We start from the raw sequence: 20,366 nt of genomic DNA, 5'->3' as shown, positions 1-20,366 counted from the left end.
TGAGGCAAGCTAGGTTGAAGGGTTGTGATACAGGAGGTGCGCTATGCGGTGGCTGTGGCTGGTGGCGGTGGCGATGATGGCGGGGCAGGCGGGGGCGGAAGAGATGACGCGGAAGGGATATGAACGGCCTGCCTTTGTAGTGGAGGCGGCAGAGGGCGCGCGAGAGGTGCGGGCCTATGGACCCCGCGTTGTGGCCGAGGTGGCGGTGCGGGGAGACCGGAAGGCGGCGGTGAACACCGGGTTCGGGTTGTTGGCGGGGTATATCTTTGGCGGCAACGACGGGGGCGACAAGATCGCCATGACCGTCCCGGTCGAGCAGGCGGATCAGGGCGAAGGGGTGTGGCGGGTGCGGTTCACCATGCCTGCGGCGGCGGTTGCGGCGGGGTTGCCTGTGCCGAAGGATGCGCGGGTTGTGCTGCGCGAGATGCCCGCGGCGCGGATGGTGGTGGAGGGATTTTCGGGCATGCCGGACAGCGTCGATATGGCGGCGCGGGCCGATGCGCTGCGGGCATGGGCCGAGGCGCGGGGGCTGCGGGTGGAAGGCGGGCCGGTTTATTCTTTTTATGATGCGCCATGGACGCCTGCCGGGGCGCGTTTGAACGAGGTGGGTTTCGTTCTGCGCTAAGCCTGTGCGCGGGTGCAGAGTTTCGCGCGGGGCCTGTTGGGCCTATGTTGGGCGCGAAGGTTGAAGGAGGCCGCGATGCAGGTGGAACTGGGTCTGGACACGTTCGGGGATACGACGCTGGGGCCGGATGGGCGGTTGCAGCACCATGAGGTCGTGCTGCGCGAGGTGGTGGAGCAGGGGGTGCTGGCCGATCAGGTGGGCATCCATTTCCTTGGCGTCGGCGAACATCATCGGGCGGATTTTTCCGTCTCGGCCCCAGAGATCGTGCTGGCCGCTATTGCAGCGCGGACGGAACGGATACGCTTGGGATCGGCGGTCACGGTTTTGTCGTCGGATGATCCGGTGCGGGTGTTTCAGCGGTTTTCCACGCTGAACGCGATATCGGGCGGGCGGGCGGAAGTGATCCTTGGGCGCGGGTCGTTTACCGAAAGCTTCCCCTTGTTCGGCTATGCGCTGGAGGATTACGAGCAGCTTTTCGAGGAAAAGCTGGATCTTTTCGCGCGGCTGGTGCGCGAGGAAGAGGTGACGTGGTCGGGCGAGACGCGCGCGCCCTTGGACCGGGCGCGGGTCTATCCGTCGCTGGGCGATGGGATGCAGGTTTGGGTCGGCGTTGGGGGAAGCCCCGAGTCGGTCATCCGGGTGGTGCGGCAAGATTTGCAGATGATGCTGGCGATCATCGGGGGCGATCCGCGGCGGTTCAAACCCTATGTGGACCTCTATCACCGGGCGGTGGCGCAGGTGGGGGGCGTGGTGCGGCCCATCGGAGTGCATTCACCGGGGCATGTGGCCGAGACGGATGAGGCGGCGGCAGAGCAGCTTTGGCCACATTACAAGGCGATGTTTGACCGGATCGGGGCCGAGCGGGGCTGGCCCCCGGTGACGGCGGATCGATTCATGGGGGAGATCACGCAAGGGTCGCTGTATGTCGGCAGCCCGGAGACGGTGGCGCGGAAGATTGCGGCGACGGTGACGGCGCTGGGCGTGACGCGGTTCGACATGAAGTATTCGACCGGGCCGATGCCGCATGTCCATCTGATGGAGAGCATCCGCCTTTATGGCGAGAAGGTCATCCCGATGGTCAAGGACATGGTGGCAGAGGCGCGGGTCGCCGCGCAGTAAGGATCAGGGCGCGAGGTGGGGGTGGAAGGCGGCCACCACCTCTTCATAGACCTTGCGCTTGAAGGGGACGATGGAGGCCACCATTTCCGCAGCGCCGATCCAGCGCCAGCGGGAAAATTCGGGGTGGTCGCTGTCGATGCGGATCTGATCGTCGGTTCCGATGAAGCGGAAGAGGAACCATTTCTGACGCTGACCGCGATATTTGCCGCCCCAGACCTTGCCCAAGAGTTCGGGGGGCAGGTCATAAGTGACCCAATCGGGGGTCTTGGCCACGAAATCCACCAGATCAGCGGTGACACCGGTTTCTTCCCATAACTCGCGCAGCGCGGCGGCGCGGGGCTTTTCGCCATCGTCGATTCCCCCCTGCGGCATTTGCCATGCGGGGACGGTGGAATCGAGGCGCTGGCCCGCGAAAATCTCACCCTTGTCATTGATCAGGGTGACGCCGACGCAGGGGCGGTAGGGCAGGGTGCTGGGGTCGATGGCCATGGGACTGCGCGGCCCCTTCTGATCGGGGCCGCGCCTCTGGGTCAGGGTTGGGTGGAGGGGGCAACGGCCTTCAGGCCGCGCAGGATGTCGACGGCATAAGCCAGCTGGTAATCCTCGTCCCGGAGCGCGGCGGTTTCCTCGATCCGGGCGCGATCTTCTTCCAACTGCTTGCGTTCATCTTCGGTCATGGAGTCGTTCGAGATGATGCCGCGCAGATCGGCCTCGGATTGCGGGCGGCGGGCGATGGACTGTTCTTCCTCTTCGCCTTCGGTTGCCGGGGGGCGAACGGGTTGATTGACCACGATATCGGGCATCACGCCGAGCGCTTGGATCGAACGGCCCGAGGGCGTGTAGTAGCGCGCGGTGGTCAGGCGCATCGCGCCGTCGCCACGCAGGGGGACCACGCTTTGCACGGACCCTTTGCCAAAGCTTTTGGTCCCCACGACGATGGCGCGGCGGTGATCCTGCAAGGCGCCGGCGACAATTTCAGAGGCCGAGGCGGAGCCGCCGTTGATCAGGACAACGATGGGCTTGGCGGCGGCCAGATCGCCCGGTGTGGCGTTGAAGCGTTCGCCATCCGCGGGATCGCGGCCACGGGTCGAGACGATTTCGCCTTTCTCGAGGAAGGCGTCAGAGACGCTGATCGCCTCGGTCAGGAGGCCGCCGGGGTTGTTGCGCAGGTCGATGACGAAGCCATCGACGTTGTCCAGACCGCCCAGTTCATCAAGGGACTTTTGCAATTCGGCCTCAAGGCCGGGGGTTGTCTGGTCGTTGAAGGTGGTGATGCGCAGGACGGGTGTGTTGCCAACAATGCGCGAGCGGACCGCCGTCACCTTGATCGTATCGCGGATGATCGAGACGTCGAAGGGTTCTTCGACGCCTTCACGGACGACGGTGATGATGATTTCCGATCCGACCGGACCGCGCATCATTTCGACGGCATCGTCAAGGGTCAGGCCAAGGACGCTTTCGCCATTCACATGGGTGATGAAATCGCCTGCCTCGATCCCGGCGGCATCGGCGGGGGTTCCGTCCATGGGCGAGACGACTTTGACGAAGCCCTCTTCCTGCGTGACCTCGATCCCCAGACCGCCGAATTCGCCACGTGTCTGCACCCGCATATCGTCGAAATCATCGGGGGCGAGATAGCTGCTATGTGGGTCAAGCGAGGTGAGCATGCCGTTGATGGCCGCTTCGATCAGCTGCTGGCTGTCGACCTCTTCGACATATTGGGCGCGGATGCGTTCGAAGATGTCGCCGAACAGATCAAGCTGTTCATAGACGTTTTCGGTTCGTGCGGCCTCTTGCGCGATGAGGGGTCCTGCAACCTGTGTGGTGATCAGCACCCCGGCCACCGTGCCGCCCAGCGCGGCCATGACGAACTTCTTCATGTCGAACTCAATCCCTTCCTTCGGCGAACCAGGGTTCGGGGTCCACCGGCTCGGCTCCCTGCCGTAGTTCCAAGTAAAGCGTTTCCGATTCGCGCACGCCACCACCTTCTTCCGACGCGGCGAGGATGTCTGCAAGCGCGGGCTCGTTCCCGCCCATGAGACCGAGGGGCGCAGACTGTGCGACCACCTCTCCCACTTCGCCATAGACGGTATCCAGCCCGGCTAGGATCAGAAGATAGCCCCCGCCGGGTTCGAGGATCATCACATTTCCGTAGTCCAGCAGCGGGCCGCGATAGCGGATGGTGGCGGGCCATGGCGCGGTGACAAGGGCGCGGGGGCGAGTCGAAAGGGTCAGGCCGGGGCGGCGGATGCCTGCGGCATCTGCCTCATCGGGCCGCAGGAGGATGGAACCGAGGACAGGCCAAGGCAGGCGACCCTGTGCGGCGGCGAAATCTTCGGTATCGCTGTCATCGGGGGCGAGGCCTTCGGCGAAGGCCTGAAGCGTGTCAGCGCTTTCCAGAAGGCCGCGCAGGGCATCGGGGTCTTCGGTAAAGCGGCGGGGCAGATCGGTGCGGTCGGAGATGGCCTGCGACAGGGCCGTGCGCGCCTCTTGCGCGGCGGAAAGGCCTGCGGCGAGCGTCTGGCCTGACGCAAGTTGCAGATCGCGCAAATCGCGCAGTTCCTGCAATTCGGCGCGCAGGCGGGCGGCTTCGGCCTGAAGGGCCGGGGTGACATCGGCAAGGATCATGCCGGAACGCACCGTGCCAAGCGCCCCGGTGGGATGCAGGAGGAGGGAGGGGCCGGGTTCGGCCTCCATCTGCCCCAGAACGCCGACGAGTTGCGAGATGCGGTCACGCTGGGCGTTGAACTGGAGTGTGAGGGCGGTTTCGCGCAAGGAGGCCTGACGGAGCGCCTCACGCAGGGCGCCGAGGCCAGTTTCATAGGCGCGGATCGTTTCGGTCAGGGCGGCGACACGGTCGCGTGCGCCTTCGGCGGCTTGCAATGCGGCGACTGCGGCTTGCAGGTCAGCCGAGGCTTGCGCGGCCTGTTCGGCCACGGATTGCGCCACGGCGGGGGCCGTGGTGAGGGCAAGGGTAAGGGCCGCAGCGCGCAGGATCATGTGAGCAGGCTTTGCCCCGTCATTTCCACCGGTTGCGGCAGGCCCATCAGCGCAAGCAGGGTGGGGGCAAGGTCGGCCAGTCGTCCGTCGCGTAGGGTTGCGCCTTCGGGGCCGCCATAAAGGATCACGGGGACAGGGTTGGTGGTATGGGCGGTGTGGGGGCCACCCGTCAGCGGGTCGATCATCTGTTCGCAATTGCCATGGTCGGCGGTGACGATCATCGCGCCGCCCCTGTCGGCAAGCGCTGCGACCGCATCACCCAAGGCTTGATCTACCGCCTCGCAGGCTGCGATGGCGGCAGCAAGATCGCCGGTATGGCCGACCATGTCTGGGTTGGCGAAGTTCACCACGATCAGGTCGTATCCGGCGCGGATTGCCTCGACCAGACGGGTGCCGACTTCTGGCGCGCTCATTTCCGGTTGCAGGTCATAGGTGGCGACCTTGGGGGATTTCGGCATGGTGCGGTCTTCGCCCGCGAAGGGGGTTTCGCGCCCGCCATTCAGAAAGAAGGTGACATGGGGGTATTTTTCGGTTTCCGCGAGCCGGAATTGACGGCGGCCTTGCGCGGCCACCCATTCGCCAAGGGTATTGACCAGCACGCGTTTGGGGAAGGCCGTGGTCATATAGGCGTTATGGGCGTCGGAATATTCGACCATCCCGAGACGCGCCGCAAAGGCGGGGCGGGGGGCGGTGTCAAAGGCGGTGAAGGCCGGGTCGCCGATGGCCGAGAGGATTTCCCGCGCGCGGTCGGCGCGGAAGTTGAGGCAGAAGAACCCGTCGCCGTCGCGCGCGCCGGAGTAATTGGCGATAACGGTGGGGGCGATGAATTCGTCCGTTTCGCCCTTGGCATAGGATTGGGCGACGGCGGTTTCGGCATCGGGGGCAGGTTCGCCCTGCGCGTGGATCATGGCGGCATAGGCACGCGCGACGCGGTCCCAGCGGGTGTCGCGGTCCATCGCCCAGTAGCGGCCGATCACGGTGGCGATGCGCGCACCTACGGGCAGGCGGGCGGCAAGGTCGGCAATGAAGCCCGCTGCAGACGAGGGGGCCACGTCGCGGCCATCGGTGATGGCATGGAGCCAGACGGGCACGCCTGCGGCAGTGATCGCGCGGCAGGCGGCGAGGACGTGGGTGATATGGCCATGCACCCCGCCATCGGAGGCCACGCCCATCAGATGCGCCGCCCCGCCGGTAGATTTCAGCGTGGCGATGAAGGCCTGTAGCGCGGCATTGGTGGCAAAGGAGCCGTCTTCCACCGCGAGGTCGATGGCGCCAAGGTCCATGGCCACGACGCGGCCCGCGCCGATATTGGTATGGCCCACCTCGGAATTCCCCATCTGGCCCGATGGCAGGCCCACATCCGGGCCATGGGTGATGAGCGTGGCATGCGGGCAGGTGGACCAGAGGCGGTTGAAGGTCGGCACATTGGCCTGCGCGGGGGCATTGCCTTCGGTCCGGTCCGACAGGCCCCAGCCATCAAGGATGCAAAGGACGACGGGTTTCGGAACGGTCATGGCGGCATGCCCCTTTGCGGTGTCGTTGGCGTCTGAATACCCGCCGGGGCACCGGGGGGCAACGTGCGAGGGCGGGGCGGCAAAAGTTTTCGAAAACTTTTGCAAATTTCTTCGAAGAAATTTGGTCAGGCGCGGTGGTAGGGGCTGCCCGCAAGGATGGTGGCGGCGCGGTAAAGCTGTTCGGCCAGCATCGCGCGCACAAGCATGTGCGGCCAGACCATGCGCCCGAAGCTGATCGAGAAAGCCGCGCGGTCGCGCAGGCCCGGCGCAAGGCCATCGGCCCCGCCAATCACGAAGGCCACGTCCTGCCGCCCTTCGTCGCGCCAGCGGGCGATCTGGGTGGCGAATTCAGGGGAGGAGAGGACGCGCCCCCGTTCATCGAGGGTCACGAGAAGCGATCCGGCGGGGACGGCCTTGAGCAGAAGTTCGGCCTCTGCTTCCATCCCGCCGCCCTTCTTGTCCTCGACTTCGATTTCCGTCAGCGGACCGAGGGCAAGCGGTTTGCCGGTGCGGTTGAACCGCATCTGATAGTCTTCGAGGATGGCGCGTTCGGGCTGATCGGCCCGGATGCGGCCCATGGCGCAGATGTGCAGGCGCATGGGGATCAGGCCCCGCGATGCGCGCTTCCCGGCAGCCACATCTTTTCAAGCTGGTAGAATTCGCGCACTTCGGGGCGGAAGACATGGACGATCACATCGCCCGTGTCGATCAGCACCCAATCGCCGGTTTCCTTGCCTTCCATCTTGGTGTGGAGGCGGAAATCCTGTTTCAGGCGATCGACCAGCTTTTCCGAGATGGCGGCGACCTGGCGGGACGAACGGCCCGAGCAGATGACCATGTAATCGGCCACATCCGAACGGCCGCGCAGATCAATCTGCACGATATCTTCGGCCTTGTCGTCGTCGACGGATTTCAGGACGGCGGCGAGGATTTCTTCGGACGTATAGGCGGGGGCGGTTGCCGTGGCCGTCTCGCTCATGCGCGGGGCCCTCGGGCCGACCGGCAGGCCGGTCGCTGGGTCAGAATGAGACAGGACATCGTCCTCCTGGGTTGCGCGCCGTGCAGGCCCCGGCGCGGGGCGTTCAAGCAAAGGTAGCATCGCGGCGCGGGTTTCTCAATGATTGCGAGACCGAAGCCTGCGAGGCCGGCAGAAGGCGCGGGCGATACCCGCTTCACCGGGCCGGCGCAAGGGGGGCTAGTGCCGTGTCAGGCCACGTCGCGCATCTGAAGCTGCCCGCCGGGGCCGGGGCGCACCTCAAACCGGCTGATCTTGCGCACAAGGTCAGAGAGTTTCGCGCTGCCATAGGTGCGGGTGTCGAAGTCGGGATTGCCTTGGGTGATGAACTGGCCGATCTGGCCAAGCGAATACCATTCGCCATCCGGGTCGATGGCGCGCATGGCGGCGATGATGAAGGGGATGGCCTTGGCGGGGGCCTCTTTCGTGCCGGGTTTCGGCGCGTCGGGCGTTTCGGACTTGGGGGTGCCCTTGGCCGGGGCGGGTTCGGCATGGTCATCCGCACCGAGGTTTTCAACATAGATGAAGCGTTTGCAGGCCATGCGAAAGGCTTCGGGCGTTTTCTTCTCGCCGATACCGTAGACATCAAGGCCCTGTTCGCGGATGCGCGCAGCAAGGCGGGTGAAATCGCTGTCTGAGGAGACCAGAACGAAGCCATCGAACAGGCCGGAATGCAAAAAATCCATCGCCGCGATGACAAGGCCGATGTCAGAGGCGTTCTTGCCCTTGGTGTTGGAAAATTGCTGATCGGCGACAAGGCCCAAGGCCGCCACCTTTTTGGCCCAGCCTGCAAGGCGTTGTGCAGACCAGTCGCCATAGATGCGGCGGACGGAGGCCTCGCCCAGCGAAGCGATCTCTTCGAAGATGGCCTCGGCATAGCCGGAGGGGACGTTATCGGCGTCAATCAGGACGCAGAGTCGGGGGGCGCGGGGGTCGGGCATGGTTTCTCCTCTACGGACGAGTCTTGCGCCAAAAGCGCGATCTGTGAAAGCGCAAAGGCCCCCATCCGGGCATCGCTGCGCCTAATTTCCGTCACAGCGGCGTGGCAGGGAAGCCGCGACCAAATGGAGGTGGGCAATGCAATCCTTGGCAGGGCAGGCGGAATTTGCCGGAAAGGCGGGCGCTAAGGGCAGCAATTTCGGGCTGTTCCCGGCCGAAATCGGGTTGCTGGCCGTCATTCTCGCGGTTCTGGTGGTGACGATCCTGCGCGATATTCTGTTGCCGGGACGGGTGGATTGGATTGCTTTTGCCCCGCCGATTGCGGCGACGCTGACCTTGGTGGGTTTGGGGGCCTTCCTCAGGCTGCGCCGCCCGATGCCGCGAATGGCGTCCTTTGCCGTGTGCTTTGGCATCTTTTCGGCATTCACGGCGGTGGTGGCGATTTTCGTGTTGCAGCTTTTCCCCTTTGAGCATCCGACAATCGACCAGAAGCTCATCGCGGTGGATGCGGCACTGGGCTATGACTGGGCGGAATTCGTGACGCTTTTGATGGCTTGGCCAGCCTTTGGCTATGTGCTGGCTTGGGTCTATGCGGCGGCTATCCCGCAGCTTGTGGTGGTGATCGCGGTTCTTGCCGCACAAGAGCGAGAGCAGGCGCTGCATCGGTTCTTGTGGGTGGGCGTGGTGGGAATGGCGATTACGGTCGGCGTCTGGCATGTGTTGCCTTCGGTCGGACCGTCGCCTTATCACGCCATTCCGGCTGGAGCGGAGCGGATCGCGCTGATCGTAGATGCCGATTACGCGGCCCTGTTGATGCGCTATGCGGCGGAGGGCATGCCGGTGATCCGGCCCGATCTTGTGATTGGCGTGGTGGCTTTCCCGTCCTTCCACATGTTTATGGCCTGCATGGGGCTGTGGTATGCGCGGGGGACGGCGGTGTTTCCGGCCATGGTGATCATTAGCGGGCTGATGATTCCCGCCACGCTTGGCCATGGCGGGCATCACCTTTCGGACCTGATCGCTGCGGTCCTGCTGTTTGCCGTGCTGGCCGCGCTTGCGGCCCGGTTCCTGCCGGACCGCGACGCGCGGGGCTAAGGTCAGAACACCACGACCGCGCGGATCGACTTGCCTTCGTGCATCAGGTCGAAGCCTTCGTTGATGCGTTCCAGCGGCAGGACATGGGTGATCATGGGGTCGATCTCGATCTTGCCGTCCATGTACCAGTCGACGATCTTGGGGACATCGGTGCGCCCGCGTGCGCCACCGAAAGCGGTGCCTTTCCAGACGCGGCCCGTGACCAGTTGGAAGGGGCGGGTTTCGATCACCGCGCCTGCCGGGGCCACGCCGATGATGATCGATTGGCCCCAGCCGCGATGGGTGCATTCCAGCGCGTCGCGCATGACCTTTACGTTGCCGGTGCAATCAAAGGAGTAATCGGCCCCGCCGATCTTGTCGAAAGGGGTCTTGGTCAGATCGACGATGGCTTGGACGACCGACATGCCTTCGGGCAGATTCTTGGGATTGACGAAATGGGTCATGCCGAAGCGTTCGCCCCATTCTTCCTTGTCGTCATTGATGTCGACGCCGATGATCATGTCGGCACCGGCCAGTTTCAGGCCTTGAATGACGTTCAGACCGATGCCGCCCAGACCGAAGACCACCGCCTTGGCCCCGGCTTCGACATTGGCGGTGTTCAGCACGGCGCCCACGCCGGTGGTGACGCCGCAGCCGATGTAGCAGATCTTGTCGAAGGGGGCGTCGTCGCGCACCTTGGCCAGCGCGATTTCGGGCAGCACGGTGTGCTGGGCGAAGGTGGAGCAGCCCATGTAGTGATAGATGGGCGTGCCATCCAGCATGGAAAAGCGGGTGGTGCCGTCGGGCATGAGGCCCTGCCCTTGGGTCGCGCGGATGGCGGTGCAGAGGTTCGTCTTGCGCGACAGGCAGGACGGGCATTCGCGGCATTCGGGGGTATAAAGCGGGATCACGTGATCGCCGGGTTTAAGCGTTTTGACACCGGGGCCGCATTTGACCACCACGCCCGCGCCTTCATGGCCGAGGATGGAGGGGAAGATGCCTTCCGGATCGGCACCCGACAGGGTGAATTCGTCGGTGTGGCAGATGCCGGTGGCCTTGATCTCGATCAGAACCTCGCCTTCCTTGGGGTCATCAAGGTTGACCTCCATGATTTGCAACGGCTGGCCTGCGGCAACGGCGACGGCGGCGCGGGTACGCATCTTATCCTCCCATTCTGCTTTGGCGGGTCTTGGCCCTGCCCTTGCGGGGCAGGCTGGGCGAAACGGGCGGGGAATGCAATCGCCGAAACGGCTGATCCTTGCCGGTTTGCGGCAGGGCGGCTTGTCTGCGGCCATCGGGCGGGTGAGGCTGGGAGTGGAGCGGGGTGAAGGGGGCAGGGCGATGCTGAGGACGTCTGCGGCGGGAGTGGCGATGATGGTGGTTCTGGGGGTGTCGGGCTGCGTTCCAGCTGGGGCCGATGTGGCCGTGGAGCCGGTGAATCAATGCGGGGCGCTGGATGTGCAGGATCTGGTCGGGACGCCTGCGCGCGAGCTGAACACTGCGCAGTTCAACAAGCCGGTGCGGGTGATCTATCCCGACATGGCGGTGACGATGGATTACAACCCAGAGCGGTTGAATTTCGATGTGGACCGCGCCGGGCTGATTGCGCGCGTGACCTGCGGGTGAAAACGCGAAGGCCCCCGCCGGTGGCGGGGGCCCTGCGCCGTGTCTGATGCTGGATCAGGACGGGATGCGATAGGTGGTGTGGCAGTCCTTGCAGGCCCCGCCGACGCCGCCCATGCCCGCCTGCACGCCTTCCAGCGTGGTGGTGTCCATCGCCGCGGCGGCGGCATTCAGCGCGTCGCCCTTCTTCACGAAATCATCCCAGTTGGCCCAGATATCCTCTTTCGAGGTGGATTTGGGGTCGGAAGCCTGCGGTTCGAACTTGGCCGCGATTTCGGCCGAGGCGGCGACGATGGCGGCCTTGGCCCCTTCGGCGGCGGCGGCGTCGAAGGGATTCTCACCACCAGCCATCTTGCCGAGGATGCCCGTGTTCATGGCGATCGTGTCCATCAGTTCCTGACGGGCCTTCACGGTGGGGTCGGTGGCTTCGGCGGCGATGGCGACACCGGCCATCATCGTAAAGCCAAGGACGAGCACCTTGGTGGAAAGTTTCATTGTTCTGGCTCCCTGTTGGAAATGTTGGATCACTATAGACGTGAGATTGAGTCGCGAAAGTGACGTTGTCACTCGGAGACTGGGGGATTTCCCCCAGATCACGGAAAGTTGGGGCTTGCGGCTGGACTCCTGCCTTGGGGCTGCGATATTCGAACAAAGAGTGAACATTTGCAGGGACCTGAGACGGGATGGGACAGCGGCGCATTCTTTCGCTGTGGTTTCCACGATTGGGGGCAGAGCGCGCCCTGCGCCGCGCGCGGGCGGGGGTGGCGGGTCTTGCCGGGCCGCTTGCGGTGGTGGCGGATCGTAACGGGGCGCAGGTGATCGTATCGGTTTCGGCGGCGGCTGAGGCGGCGGGGGTAGGTCTTGGCCAGCCGCTGCGCGATGCCACGGCGATGTGCCCCGAGCTTGCGACGGTGCCCGCCGATCCTGCGGCAGAGGCGGCTTTCCTGATGCGACTGCGGCGCTGGGCGGGGAAGTTTTCGCCTTGGGTTGCAGAAGAGCCGCCCGGTGGGCTGGTCGTCGATCTGACGGGGTGCGCGCATCTTTTTGGCGGCGAGGCCGCGCTTTTGGCGCAGGTGGAGGAGGATTGCGCCGAGATGGGGCTGACGCTGCGGGCGGCGATTGCCGATACGGTGGGCGCGGCTTGGGCGCTGTCGCGCCATGCGGGGGCGGGGGTGGCCGTGCTGCGCAGCGGCGATGCGATAGAGCAAGAGGCGCATGCGACGCGCTCGAAAGCGGCCAAGCGGCGGGGATGGGAAAAGGGGGGTGCGCTGCCTGTGGCGGGGGCCGGGGCGGTGGGCCCGCGCGGGGTGATCGCGCCCGAGGGGAAGATGCGGCAGGCGATGGGCCCCTTGCCAGTGGCGGCGCTGCGGCTGGAGGCGGAGGCGGTGGAGGGGCTGGTGCGGCTGGGCCTGCGCCGGGTGGAGGATATCGCCGTGCTGCCGCGCGCGGCGCTGGCGCGGCGGTTCGGGGCGGCGGTGTTGCGGCGGCTGGATCAGGCGCTGGGGTTGGAGCCGGAACCGGTGACGCCGGCGGGGGCACCTTTGCATTTCGCGGCGCGTATCAGCCTGCCGGAACCCATCGGGTTGCTGGCGGATGTGGAGGCGGCGGTGGACCGGCTGCTGCCGGTCCTTTGCGCGCGGCTGAAGCGGCAGGGCCATGGCGCGCGGCGCGTGCGGCTGGAGGCGATGCGGACGGATGGCGCGGTGCAGGTGGCCGAGGTGGGGTTGGCCCGCGCCTCGGACCGGGAAGATCGCATAAGGCCCCTTCTGGCGATGAAGCTGCCCGATCTGGAGGCGGGGTTCGGTTTCGACGTGATCCGGCTGGAGGCGGTGGCGGTGGAGCGGTTGGCCCCGATGCAGCATCGCAGCCCGTCGGTTTCCGGGGGCGGAGGGGTGCCGCCACAGGATGGGGGGCTGGACGATCTGCTGGGCAAGCTGGGCGTGCGGCTGGGGGCCGAGGCGGTGACGCGGTTCCATCCGGGCGACAGCCATGTGCCGGAAAAGGGGGCGCAGGTTTTGGCGGCGGCATGGTCGGCGCCTTTCGCGGGGGAATGGCCGAAGCGGATGCGGCGGCCCTTGGTGCTGTTCCGGCCCGAACCTTTGGGGGCGCCGGAGGATGACCCGACGCCGCCCGCCCGGTTCCGCTGGCGGCGGCGCGAGATGGTGACACGCTTTGCCGTGGGGCCAGAGCGGATCGCGCCGGAATGGTGGCTGGACGATCCCGACTGGCGGTCTGGCCCGCGCGATTACTGGCGGGTGGAGACGGAAGGGGGCGAGCGGCTGTGGCTGTTCTTTGCCCATGGCGGCGATGTGACGGGGGGGTGGTTCTGTCACGGCGGGGAGTGAGGGGAGGCACGCCGCGTGTTGACGGGCGGGGATGGACCTGTCCTCGTGCAAGAGAGGCCTCGGATGGGAGATGGACGCCATGGACCTGCATCATGTGACGACTCGCTTGGAGGTGGACGACGCCGATCTGTCGGGATCGAGGTTCAACAATACCAATCTGTCAGAGACGATCTTTACGCAGGTCACCCTTGCAGGAGCACAGATCAGCGATGCGGACATGACGGGCTGCCGGGTGAGTGATGCCACCCTGTCCGGCGCGGTGTTTGCCAATATCGACCTGTCGGGTGTCGTGCTGAAGGACTGCCGTCTGACGGGCATGACGATCGACGGCGTGCCGTTCGAGGCGATGGTGGCGGCTTGGCGGCGGTCGGTCGGGGGGTGACCTTCAGCGCAGTGCTTGCAAAAGGGCCTGCGAGGGCTGGCCGGTGACGGGTAGGCCTTGGGCCGCCTGAAAGGCGCGGATGGCGGTTTCGGTGTTCCTGCCGATCACGCCATCGGTCCCTTGAGTGTCATAGCCGCGCGCGGTGAGGCGCTGTTGCAGCGCGATGCGGTCGGCCTTGGTCAGCCCGTTGGCATCGGGCGGGAAGCTGCCGCGCAGGGGGCCTGCGCCCGCGATCCGGTCTGACAGATGACCCACGCCGATGGCATAGGCATCGGAGTTGTTATAGCGCTTGATGACGCGGAAATTGGCGGTGGTGGCGAATTGCGGGCCACCGGGTTGCGGCTGGATGACGGTGCCGGAAGGGGCGTTGCTGCCCACCTCGTCACCCCAGCGGAGGCCGGGGGTCCAGCCGTTTCGTTGCAGATAGGCGGCGGCGGAGGCGAGCGCGTCGGCGGGATCGTCCGACCAGATGTCGCGGCGCCCGTCGCCTGTGTGATCGACGGCGAATTGTAGGTAGGAGGTGGGGATGAATTGGGTATGGCCCATGGCCCCGGCCCAACTGCCTGTCATCCGCGACGGCGGGATATCGCCATTTTGCAGGATACGCAGGGCTGCGGTGAGTTGCTGTTCGAAGAAGGCGCCGCGGCGGCCATCGAAGGCGAGGGTCGAGGTGGCGGAGATCACCGGCACATCGCCGCGCCTTTCGCCGTAAAAGCTTTCGAGTCCCCAGATGGCGGTGATGACCTCGGCCTCCACCCCATAGCGAGATTGCAGGTCAAGAAGCAGGCCGCGATTGCGGGCGAAGGCCGCGCGGCCTTTGGCGACACGTTCATCTGACACCGCGATGGAGAGGTAATCTTCGAGGCTGCGGGCGGTTTCGGTCTGGTTGCGGTCGCGGGTGATGACGCCGGGAAGGAAGCCTGTATCGCGGAAGGCCATCGACAGGGTGGGCTGCGTGATGCCCCGGCTTGCGGCGCGGTCGCGGAAGGCTGTGACCCAAGCGTCATAGGCTTCGTTGCGCACGGGGCGCAGGTCGGCGGGCAGGGATTGCGGGACGCTGCTGCCGCCTACGGGCAGGCTTTGCGTGCAGGCCGAAAGGCCAAGGCCAAGGAGGCCCAATCCGAAGGTGCGGCGGTCAAGGGGCACGGGTCACCTCACACTATGCAAGTCCGGGCGATTGTGCCTTTCGATTGCGGTGCGGACAATGGTCCGGAACGATGCGTTGGAGCGGGTGGCGGATGCACGCCTGCGGCAGGCGCGGCTGCCGGTTTGTGATGGGCCGGATGACCATCCTGCCAGGCTGCCCCCAATCCGACGCTTTGGGTATGGGTCAGGTGTGGTTGCGCGTATTTGGGCCAAGATGAAGGGGCGGGTTCGGTTCTGCCCTTAGGGCTGGGGTAGGGTGGGGTTGGACCCCACCCGTTCCGTCAGAGCGGCCCCTCAGAGCGGCCTGTCAGATTGCCCGCTTAGATCGCCTTGAGCAGCGACTCACCACCCGAAATTTCGCAGGTGCCGGGGCTTTCTTCGAGATGGAGCGCTTTGACCACGCCATCCTCGGCGTAGAGCGCATAACGCTTGGACCGGGCGAGAAGGCCGACCGGGGGGGCGTCAAAGGCGAGGCCCAGTGCCTTGGTGAAGCTGGAATCGGCGTCAGCCAGGAGCGAGAGGCCTGCCGCGCTGGCCCCGGTCGCTTCGCCCCATGCCTTCATCACGAAGGGATCGTTGACCGAAACGCAGATGATGTCTTCGACGCCCTTGGCCGCGAATCCATCTTTCGTGCGGATGAAGCTGGGCACATGGGCCGAATGGCAGGTGGGCGTGAAGGCGCCGGGGACCCCGAAGATCACAACCTTGCGGCCTTTGGTCAGCGCGGAGATGGAGACCTGTTCGGCACCATTAGCGCCCATACGGATCAGGGTGGCTTCGGGCAGCGTCTGGCCTGCGGAAATCGTCATGCGTCGTCCCTCGTGTCGTTGCGTTTCAGGTGAGGCGGGATATAGGGTCCGGCCCGGGCTTCGGCCAGATGTAAAGGGAGGTCAGGCGATGGCGCATGTGGTGATCGTGGGGGCAGGGCAGGCCGGGGCAGCCTGTGCGGCGAAGCTGCGGGCGCTGGGATTTGCGGGGGAGATCACGCTGATCGGCGAAGAACCCGCGCCGCCCTATCAGCGGCCGCCGTTGTCCAAGGCCTATCTCTTGGGGGAGATGGAAGAGGAGCGGCTGTGGCTGCGTTCGGCGGAATTCTATGCGGAACAAGGGATTGCACTGCGTCTGGGGGCGAAGGTCGCGGGGATTGATCCGGTGGCGCAGGTGGTGACGGTGGGGGGCGAAGCGGTTGGCTATGACGAGCTTGTGCTGACCACCGGATCGGTGCCGCGGCGGCTGCCGTCGGCGATTGGGGGCGATCTGGCAGGGGTGTTCACGGTGCGGACGCTGGCCGATGTGGATGCGATGCGGGCCGAGTTCGTGGCGGGGCGGCGGTTGGTGATCGTGGGAGGGGGCTATATCGGGTTGGAAGCCGCGGCGGTGGGCGCGAAGCTGGGGCTGGATGTGACGGTTCTGGAGATGGCGCCGCGCATCCTGCAACGGGTGGCTGCCCCGGAAACGTCGGACTATTTCCGCGCGCTGCATGCGGCGCATGGGGTGAACATCCTTGAATCCACAGGGCTTGAGCGGATTCTGGGCGAGGGGCGGGTGAGGGGTGTGCGCCTGTCCGATGGCCGGGAATTGCCTGCGGATTTCGTCATCGCGGGGGTGGGGATCGTGCCTGCCACGGGCCTTGCCGAGGCAGCGGGGATTGCGGTGGAGAACGGGATTGCCTGCGACGAGCAGGGGCGCACCTCGGCCCCGCATGTCTGGGCGGCGGGGGATTGCGCGTCCTTCCCTTGGAAGGGGGGGCAGCTTCGGTTGGAATCGGTGGGCAACGCCATCGACATGGCCGAGGCAGTGGCGGAAAATATCTGTGGTGCGGCAAAGCCTTATGCGGCGCGGCCATGGTTTTGGTCGGATCAATATGATTGCAAGTTGCAGATTGCAGGGCTGAACACGGGCTATGACCGGATTGTGACACGGCCCGGCGAGGGGGGCGCGGTGTCCTTCTGGTATTATCGCGGGGCGGAGCTGTTGGCAGTGGATGCGATGAATGACAGCCGCGCCTATATGGTGGGCAAGCGGCTAATCGAGATGGGGAAATCACCCTTGGCCGAAGTCATCGCCGACCCGGCGACCGAGTTGAAGGCGCTGCTGAAGGCATGAGGATCATCGGTGGCCAGTTCCGCGGGTTGCACCTTGCGCCTGTGGGGGATGGGGATGCCAAGGCGCATCTGCGCCCGACCTCGGACAGGGTGCGGGAGGCAATCTTCAACCTATTGATAAATGGGGGATATGGCGATCCTGTGACCGGGGCGCGGGTGCTTGATCTTTTCGCGGGGACCGGGGCTTTGGGGTTAGAGGCGATCTCGCGCGGGGCGGTGCGGGCGGCCTTTGTGGATGATGGGACGGCGGCAAGGGCGCTTCTCCGCCGGAACATCGAATTGACGCGGACGATGGGCGTGACGGATGTCTGGCGACGGGATGCAACGCGGATGGGGCCGAACCGAGGGGCAGGGTATTCACTGGTTTTTCTGGACCCGCCTTATGGGAAAGGGCTGGGGGAGAAGGCGCTTGCCAGTTGCGTCGAGGGGGGGTGGCTGGCCCCGGATGCGTTGATCGTCTGGGAGGAGGGCGTGCCGCCAGCCGTCCCGCAAGGGTTTGAAATGCTTGATCAAAGATCCTATGGCGACACGGTCGTGACGATGTTGAGGCCAGAGTCATGAGGCCTGCTGCGGTGATCTTTGACTGTGACGGGGTGGTGGTGGACAGCGAGCATCCCACGCTGGTGATGCTGCGCGATGATCTGGAGCGCTATGGCCTGCCCCTGACGTTGGAGGCGCTGGAGGCGGGCTATGTCGGCGGGACGGTGGAAACGGTGGCGACCAAGGCGCGGGCCAATGGAGCGCAGCTGCCGGAGGGGTGGGTCGCCGATTTCTATGACCGGATGTATGCCATGTTGCGGGCATCCGTGCCCTTGATTCCCGGGGTGGTGGCTGTGCTGGATGCCCTTGATATGGCAGGGATTCCCTACGCCATGGGGTCGAACGGGACGCCGGAAAAGATGCAGATCACGCTGGGCCAGCATGGGCTGGTGGAGCGGTTCCGGGGGCATCTGTATTCGGGGCAGGCCTTGGGGCGGCCGAAGCCTGCGCCGGACCTTTATCTGCATGCAGCGGGGCGGTTGGGGATTCCGCCGGACGGTTGCGTGGTGGTGGAGGACAGTCCGGCAGGGGCGCGGGCGGCCCGGGCGGCGGGGATGCGCTGCTATGGCTATGCGCCCAAGGGGGCGCATCCGGCGTTGGTTGCGGAGGGTGCGATCCTCTTTCACGATATGGCGGAATTGCCGGGGATTCTGGGGGTTTAGCCGTCAAAGACTGTGCCCTGTTTTGTGCCGGGATTTGTGCAGCAAACTGTACATACAAATTTCGGCAGGGTGGCGATTGGATTTATGGTTAAGCGTGCGTGGGCGCACATGGGCGGGGAGGCGAAATCTGGCGCAGATTTCGCGGCGATTTTTGACGCAAAAATCGGGATGGGCAGGATTGCCCATCCTATAGCGCGCAACCTTGGGCACCGGAATTTGCGTCAAATTCCGGCGCGGTTCCTGCGTCAGGAACCGCTTTCGGGGAAGACCGTCAGGATTTGGTCGAGCGGTTTCTTGCGTTTTGCCACGGCCGGCACGGTGGCATCCTCGGACGGCCAGCCGACGGGAAGAATCATCACCGGCTTTTCGTGATCGGGGCGGCCCAGCAGGGGGCCCAAGAATTTCATCGGATTGGGCGTGTGTTCTAGACAGACCAGCCCCGCATGATGCAGCGCGGCGATCAGGAAGCCCGTGGCCAGCCCCACGCTTTCGGGGACGTAGTAATTCTTGTAGCGGGTGCCGTCATGGGTCAGCCCGTAACGCTGGGCGAACACCACGATCAGCCAGGGCGCATCGGTCAGATGGGGTTTTTCCGCCCCGGTCCCGATGGGTTCGAGGGCGGCGAGCCATTCATCGCCCGCAGCCCCCGAATAGAAGGCGCGTTCCTCTTCTTCGGCCCCGTCGCGGATGCGGGCCTTGAGTGCCGGGTCCGAGACCGCCACGAAATGCCACGGCTGGTGGTTTGCACCCGAAGGCGCGGTGCCTGCGGTGGCGATGCAAGTTTCGATCACCGCCTGTGGCACCGGGCGGGTGGAGAAGTGGCGGACGGAATGGCGTTTGCGCATATAGGCGAGGAAGGCCTGCGCATCGGAAAGCGCCTCGTCATCGGGTTTTTGCACGCGGTCGGGCAGCGGGAGCGGTTGATAGGTCACCTCGCCCTTGCGATACATCTTAGCCTCCTCCGATCAATGCCCCTGCGGCAAAGACCAGAGCACCGCCGACGACAACCTGCAAGGCCGCGCGGAGGAAGGGCGTTTCCATGAAGCGGTTCTGAATCCACGCGATGGCCCAGAGTTCCACGAAAACCACGATCATGGCGATGATCGTCGCCGTCCAGAAATCGGGGATGAGATAGGGCAGCGCGTGGCCCATCCCGCCCAGTGTCGTCATCACGCCGGAGGCGACGCCGCGTTTCCATGGGCTGCCGCGCCCCGATAGCACGCCGTCATCATGCGCGGCTTCGGTAAAGCCCATCGAGATGCCTGCGCCGACGGAGGCGGCGGTGCCGACGAGGAAGGTTGTCCATGTGTCCTGCGTGGCGAAGGCGGTGGCAAAGATGGGGGCGAGGGTGGAGACGGAGCCATCCATCAGCCCGGCCAGCCCCGGCTGCACCCATGTGAGGATGAATTGGCGGCGGGCGGTGAAATCCTCTTCGGCCTTGGCATCTTCGGTCAGGTGTTTGTCCGTCAGATCGGCGGCCTTGCGTTCATGGCCTGCCTCGGCGGCGGCGAGATCGCCCAAGAGTTTGCGGGTCGCGGCGTCCTGTGTGGATTGCGCGGCGCGGGTGTAGAAACGGTGCGCCTCTTGTTCCATGGCCGCTGCCTCGCCCCGGATCGTGTCGAGCGGCAGGTTTGCCGTCAGCCAGATGGGTTTGCGCGCGTAATGGCCTGCCACATGTTCGCGGCGGATGAGGGGGATCACCTCGCCAAAGCGGCTGCGGTGCAGGTCGATCAGGCGCTGGCGATGCTGGTCTTCCTCGGCGGCCATGCCATCGAAGATGGCGGCGGAGGCGGGGAATTCGCCGCGCAGCCGTTCGGCATAAGAGCGGTAGATGCGGGCGTCATCTTCTTCGGAGGAGATGGCGAGGGCGAGGATTTCCTGTTCCGAAAGGTCGGAAAAGCGACGGCGGTTTGAAAGGCCGGGGATCATGGGGCACCGGATGATTTAGAATGATTCTAGGTTTAGGGCGTCGCTGGACAGATGCCAAGTCGAAAATGTGAACAGATTAGTTCAGTTTGGGCTTGAAGGGTGGATTGGGGGTGCCATATTGGAAAAGTGAACGAAACAGTTCACTTTTGGAGTGACCACAATGAGCCGCTTGCTGTCCCTTGCCCTGATCGCCGCGCTGGCCGGGGTGCCGATGATGACCAGCCCCGCGCTGGCCGGGGGGTTTTATTTCGATCTGCCCAATCTGACGTGGCCGGAAGGTCCGACCCTGCCGCCGTCGGAGGGCGGCGTGGTGGTTGCGACGAAATCGGGGGCGAAAGGCTGAGGCCC

General features: G+C 65.2%; 23 protein-coding genes. 10 read left to right on the top strand and 13 right to left on the bottom strand.

The window, feature by feature from the left end; translation table 11 throughout:
- Window positions 1-43 precede the first annotated feature (43 nt).
- Both QF092_RS10835 and QF092_RS10830 read left to right on the top strand, forming a co-directional pair.
- Entirely contained in the window at window positions 44-625 is a 582-nt protein-coding gene (locus QF092_RS10835; RefSeq protein ID WP_281463919.1) for an SOUL family heme-binding protein, read from the top strand.
- A gap of 75 nt (window positions 626-700) precedes the next feature.
- Window positions 701-1,744: an LLM class flavin-dependent oxidoreductase gene (locus QF092_RS10830; protein ID WP_281463918.1), complete on the top strand. Its 1,044-nt coding sequence runs from the start codon at window positions 701-703 to the stop codon at window positions 1,742-1,744.
- A gap of 3 nt (window positions 1,745-1,747) precedes the next feature.
- On the opposite strand, the gene QF092_RS10825 is transcribed toward QF092_RS10830, so the two are convergent.
- The 7 genes from QF092_RS10825 to QF092_RS10795 form a co-directional block, all read right to left on the bottom strand.
- Window positions 1,748-2,233: an RNA pyrophosphohydrolase gene (locus QF092_RS10825; protein WP_281463917.1), complete on the bottom strand. Its 486-nt coding sequence runs from the start codon at window positions 2,231-2,233 to the stop codon at window positions 1,748-1,750.
- Between the two features lie 41 nt (window positions 2,234-2,274).
- Window positions 2,275-3,624: a S41 family peptidase gene (locus QF092_RS10820; protein ID WP_281463916.1), complete on the bottom strand. Its 1,350-nt coding sequence runs from the start codon at window positions 3,622-3,624 to the stop codon at window positions 2,275-2,277.
- A 7-nt stretch (window positions 3,625-3,631) separates the two neighbouring features.
- Window positions 3,632-4,741: a murein hydrolase activator EnvC family protein gene (locus tag QF092_RS10815; protein WP_281469923.1), complete on the bottom strand. Its 1,110-nt coding sequence runs from the start codon at window positions 4,739-4,741 to the stop codon at window positions 3,632-3,634.
- Window positions 4,741-6,258: a 2,3-bisphosphoglycerate-independent phosphoglycerate mutase gene (gpmI, locus tag QF092_RS10810; RefSeq protein ID WP_281463915.1), complete on the bottom strand. Its 1,518-nt coding sequence runs from the start codon at window positions 6,256-6,258 to the stop codon at window positions 4,741-4,743. The genes QF092_RS10815 and gpmI overlap by 1 nt, the downstream gene beginning before the upstream one ends.
- 125 nt (window positions 6,259-6,383) lie before the next feature.
- Entirely contained in the window at window positions 6,384-6,857 is a 474-nt protein-coding gene (gene rlmH / locus QF092_RS10805) for a 23S rRNA (pseudouridine(1915)-N(3))-methyltransferase RlmH (RefSeq protein WP_281463914.1), read from the bottom strand.
- Between the two features lie 5 nt (window positions 6,858-6,862).
- Complete coding sequence (gene rsfS / locus QF092_RS10800; RefSeq protein WP_281463913.1) at window positions 6,863-7,357, bottom strand: ribosome silencing factor; 495 nt, start codon at window positions 7,355-7,357, stop codon at window positions 6,863-6,865.
- A gap of 107 nt (window positions 7,358-7,464) precedes the next feature.
- The gene (locus tag QF092_RS10795) at window positions 7,465-8,214 is read right to left on the bottom strand and encodes an NYN domain-containing protein (protein ID WP_281463912.1); all 750 of its coding nucleotides are present in this window, start codon (window positions 8,212-8,214) and stop codon (window positions 7,465-7,467) included.
- Between the two features lie 136 nt (window positions 8,215-8,350).
- On the opposite strand from QF092_RS10795, the gene QF092_RS10790 reads away from it, so the two are divergent.
- On the top strand, window positions 8,351-9,307 hold the full coding sequence (locus QF092_RS10790) for a phosphatase PAP2 family protein (RefSeq protein ID WP_281463911.1): 957 nt from the start codon (window positions 8,351-8,353) through the stop codon (window positions 9,305-9,307).
- A 2-nt stretch (window positions 9,308-9,309) separates the two neighbouring features.
- Here the strand turns inward: QF092_RS10790 and QF092_RS10785 are convergent, their stop codons facing one another.
- Window positions 9,310-10,446 (bottom strand): S-(hydroxymethyl)glutathione dehydrogenase/class III alcohol dehydrogenase, encoded by a 1,137-nt coding sequence (locus tag QF092_RS10785; RefSeq protein WP_281463910.1) that lies wholly within the window; start codon window positions 10,444-10,446, stop codon window positions 9,310-9,312.
- Between the two features lie 73 nt (window positions 10,447-10,519).
- Here QF092_RS10785 and QF092_RS10780 point away from each other — a divergent pair, with 73 nt between their 5' ends.
- Window positions 10,520-10,912, top strand: a complete 393-nt coding sequence (locus tag QF092_RS10780) for an I78 family peptidase inhibitor (protein ID WP_281463909.1) — start codon at window positions 10,520-10,522, stop codon at window positions 10,910-10,912.
- Between the two features lie 54 nt (window positions 10,913-10,966).
- Here the strand turns inward: QF092_RS10780 and QF092_RS10775 are convergent, their stop codons facing one another.
- Window positions 10,967-11,404 carry a c-type cytochrome gene (locus QF092_RS10775; protein WP_281463908.1) on the bottom strand — a complete coding sequence of 146 codons (438 nt, stop codon included), beginning with the start codon at window positions 11,402-11,404 and terminating at the stop codon, window positions 10,967-10,969.
- A gap of 188 nt (window positions 11,405-11,592) precedes the next feature.
- Between QF092_RS10775 and QF092_RS10770 the strand changes: the two genes are divergently transcribed.
- Window positions 11,593-13,254, top strand: coding sequence for a Y-family DNA polymerase (locus QF092_RS10770; RefSeq protein WP_281463907.1), 1,662 nt, complete (start codon window positions 11,593-11,595; stop codon window positions 13,252-13,254).
- Window positions 13,255-13,333: 79 nt separating this feature from the next.
- Entirely contained in the window at window positions 13,334-13,636 is a 303-nt protein-coding gene (locus QF092_RS10765) for a pentapeptide repeat-containing protein (RefSeq protein ID WP_281463906.1), read from the top strand.
- A 3-nt stretch (window positions 13,637-13,639) separates the two neighbouring features.
- On the opposite strand, the gene QF092_RS10760 is transcribed toward QF092_RS10765, so the two are convergent.
- Both QF092_RS10760 and QF092_RS10755 read right to left on the bottom strand, forming a co-directional pair.
- The gene (locus QF092_RS10760; RefSeq protein WP_281463905.1) at window positions 13,640-14,782 is read right to left on the bottom strand and encodes a lytic murein transglycosylase; all 1,143 of its coding nucleotides are present in this window, start codon (window positions 14,780-14,782) and stop codon (window positions 13,640-13,642) included.
- Window positions 14,783-15,102: 320 nt separating this feature from the next.
- The gene (locus QF092_RS10755) at window positions 15,103-15,591 is read right to left on the bottom strand and encodes a peroxiredoxin (RefSeq protein WP_281463903.1); all 489 of its coding nucleotides are present in this window, start codon (window positions 15,589-15,591) and stop codon (window positions 15,103-15,105) included.
- Between the two features lie 88 nt (window positions 15,592-15,679).
- Here QF092_RS10755 and QF092_RS10750 point away from each other — a divergent pair, with 88 nt between their 5' ends.
- The 3 genes from QF092_RS10750 to QF092_RS10740 are packed head-to-tail and all read left to right on the top strand — an operon-like array spanning window position 15,680 to window position 18,089.
- Complete coding sequence (locus QF092_RS10750; protein WP_281463902.1) at window positions 15,680-16,888, top strand: NAD(P)/FAD-dependent oxidoreductase; 1,209 nt, start codon at window positions 15,680-15,682, stop codon at window positions 16,886-16,888.
- Complete coding sequence (rsmD, locus tag QF092_RS10745) at window positions 16,885-17,448, top strand: 16S rRNA (guanine(966)-N(2))-methyltransferase RsmD (RefSeq protein ID WP_281463901.1); 564 nt, start codon at window positions 16,885-16,887, stop codon at window positions 17,446-17,448. Before QF092_RS10750 ends, rsmD begins: the two co-directional genes overlap by 4 nt.
- Window positions 17,445-18,089, top strand: coding sequence for an HAD family hydrolase (locus QF092_RS10740; protein WP_281463900.1), 645 nt, complete (start codon window positions 17,445-17,447; stop codon window positions 18,087-18,089). Before rsmD ends, QF092_RS10740 begins: the two co-directional genes overlap by 4 nt.
- Before the next feature lie 245 nt (window positions 18,090-18,334).
- Here the strand turns inward: QF092_RS10740 and QF092_RS10735 are convergent, their stop codons facing one another.
- Both QF092_RS10735 and mbfA read right to left on the bottom strand, forming a co-directional pair.
- Window positions 18,335-19,039, bottom strand: coding sequence for a nitroreductase family protein (locus QF092_RS10735; protein ID WP_281463899.1), 705 nt, complete (start codon window positions 19,037-19,039; stop codon window positions 18,335-18,337).
- 1 nt (window position 19,040) lies between these two features.
- Entirely contained in the window at window positions 19,041-20,018 is a 978-nt protein-coding gene (gene mbfA, locus QF092_RS10730) for an iron exporter MbfA (protein ID WP_281463898.1), read from the bottom strand.
- Between the two features lie 160 nt (window positions 20,019-20,178).
- Here mbfA and QF092_RS10725 point away from each other — a divergent pair, with 160 nt between their 5' ends.
- Window positions 20,179-20,361, top strand: a complete 183-nt coding sequence (locus QF092_RS10725) for a hypothetical protein (protein WP_281463897.1) — start codon at window positions 20,179-20,181, stop codon at window positions 20,359-20,361.
- Window positions 20,362-20,366 lie beyond the last annotated feature (5 nt).

Origin of the sequence: Fuscovulum ytuae, assembly GCF_029953595.1 — a bacterium.
In the GTDB taxonomy this organism is placed as follows: Bacteria; Pseudomonadota; Alphaproteobacteria; order Rhodobacterales; family Rhodobacteraceae; genus Paragemmobacter; species Paragemmobacter ytuae.
Note: the sequence above shows the minus strand (reverse complement) of the source record. Positions and strands in the feature narration are given on the sequence as shown.

Excerpts from the sequence above, each read along its gene's own strand:
- QF092_RS10770 (WP_281463907.1), top strand. The coding sequence starts at position 11,593 with ATGGGACAGCGGCGCATTCTTTCGCTGTGGTTTCCACGATTGGGGGCA.
- QF092_RS10740 (WP_281463900.1), top strand. The coding sequence starts at position 17,445 with ATGAGGCCTGCTGCGGTGATCTTTGACTGTGACGGGGTGGTGGTGGAC.
- QF092_RS10830 (WP_281463918.1), top strand. The coding sequence starts at position 701 with ATGCAGGTGGAACTGGGTCTGGACACGTTCGGGGATACGACGCTGGGG.
- rsfS (WP_281463913.1), bottom strand. The coding sequence starts at position 7,357 with ATGCTACCTTTGCTTGAACGCCCCGCGCCGGGGCCTGCACGGCGCGCA.
- QF092_RS10785 (WP_281463910.1), bottom strand. The coding sequence starts at position 10,446 with ATGCGTACCCGCGCCGCCGTCGCCGTTGCCGCAGGCCAGCCGTTGCAA.
- QF092_RS10735 (WP_281463899.1), bottom strand. The coding sequence starts at position 19,039 with ATGTATCGCAAGGGCGAGGTGACCTATCAACCGCTCCCGCTGCCCGAC.
- gpmI (WP_281463915.1), bottom strand. The coding sequence starts at position 6,258 with ATGACCGTTCCGAAACCCGTCGTCCTTTGCATCCTTGATGGCTGGGGC.
- mbfA (WP_281463898.1), bottom strand. The coding sequence starts at position 20,018 with ATGATCCCCGGCCTTTCAAACCGCCGTCGCTTTTCCGACCTTTCGGAA.
- QF092_RS10790 (WP_281463911.1), top strand. The coding sequence starts at position 8,351 with ATGCAATCCTTGGCAGGGCAGGCGGAATTTGCCGGAAAGGCGGGCGCT.
- QF092_RS10795 (WP_281463912.1), bottom strand. The coding sequence starts at position 8,214 with ATGCCCGACCCCCGCGCCCCCCGACTCTGCGTCCTGATTGACGCCGAT.
- QF092_RS10765 (WP_281463906.1), top strand. The coding sequence starts at position 13,334 with ATGGACCTGCATCATGTGACGACTCGCTTGGAGGTGGACGACGCCGAT.
- rlmH (WP_281463914.1), bottom strand. The coding sequence starts at position 6,857 with ATGCGCCTGCACATCTGCGCCATGGGCCGCATCCGGGCCGATCAGCCC.
- QF092_RS10775 (WP_281463908.1), bottom strand. The coding sequence starts at position 11,404 with ATGAAACTTTCCACCAAGGTGCTCGTCCTTGGCTTTACGATGATGGCC.
- QF092_RS10835 (WP_281463919.1), top strand. The coding sequence starts at position 44 with ATGCGGTGGCTGTGGCTGGTGGCGGTGGCGATGATGGCGGGGCAGGCG.
- QF092_RS10780 (WP_281463909.1), top strand. The coding sequence starts at position 10,520 with ATGCAATCGCCGAAACGGCTGATCCTTGCCGGTTTGCGGCAGGGCGGC.
- QF092_RS10755 (WP_281463903.1), bottom strand. The coding sequence starts at position 15,591 with ATGACGATTTCCGCAGGCCAGACGCTGCCCGAAGCCACCCTGATCCGT.
- QF092_RS10725 (WP_281463897.1), top strand. The coding sequence starts at position 20,179 with ATGAGCCGCTTGCTGTCCCTTGCCCTGATCGCCGCGCTGGCCGGGGTG.
- QF092_RS10820 (WP_281463916.1), bottom strand. The coding sequence starts at position 3,624 with ATGAAGAAGTTCGTCATGGCCGCGCTGGGCGGCACGGTGGCCGGGGTG.
- rsmD (WP_281463901.1), top strand. The coding sequence starts at position 16,885 with ATGAGGATCATCGGTGGCCAGTTCCGCGGGTTGCACCTTGCGCCTGTG.
- QF092_RS10750 (WP_281463902.1), top strand. The coding sequence starts at position 15,680 with ATGGCGCATGTGGTGATCGTGGGGGCAGGGCAGGCCGGGGCAGCCTGT.
- QF092_RS10825 (WP_281463917.1), bottom strand. The coding sequence starts at position 2,233 with ATGGCCATCGACCCCAGCACCCTGCCCTACCGCCCCTGCGTCGGCGTC.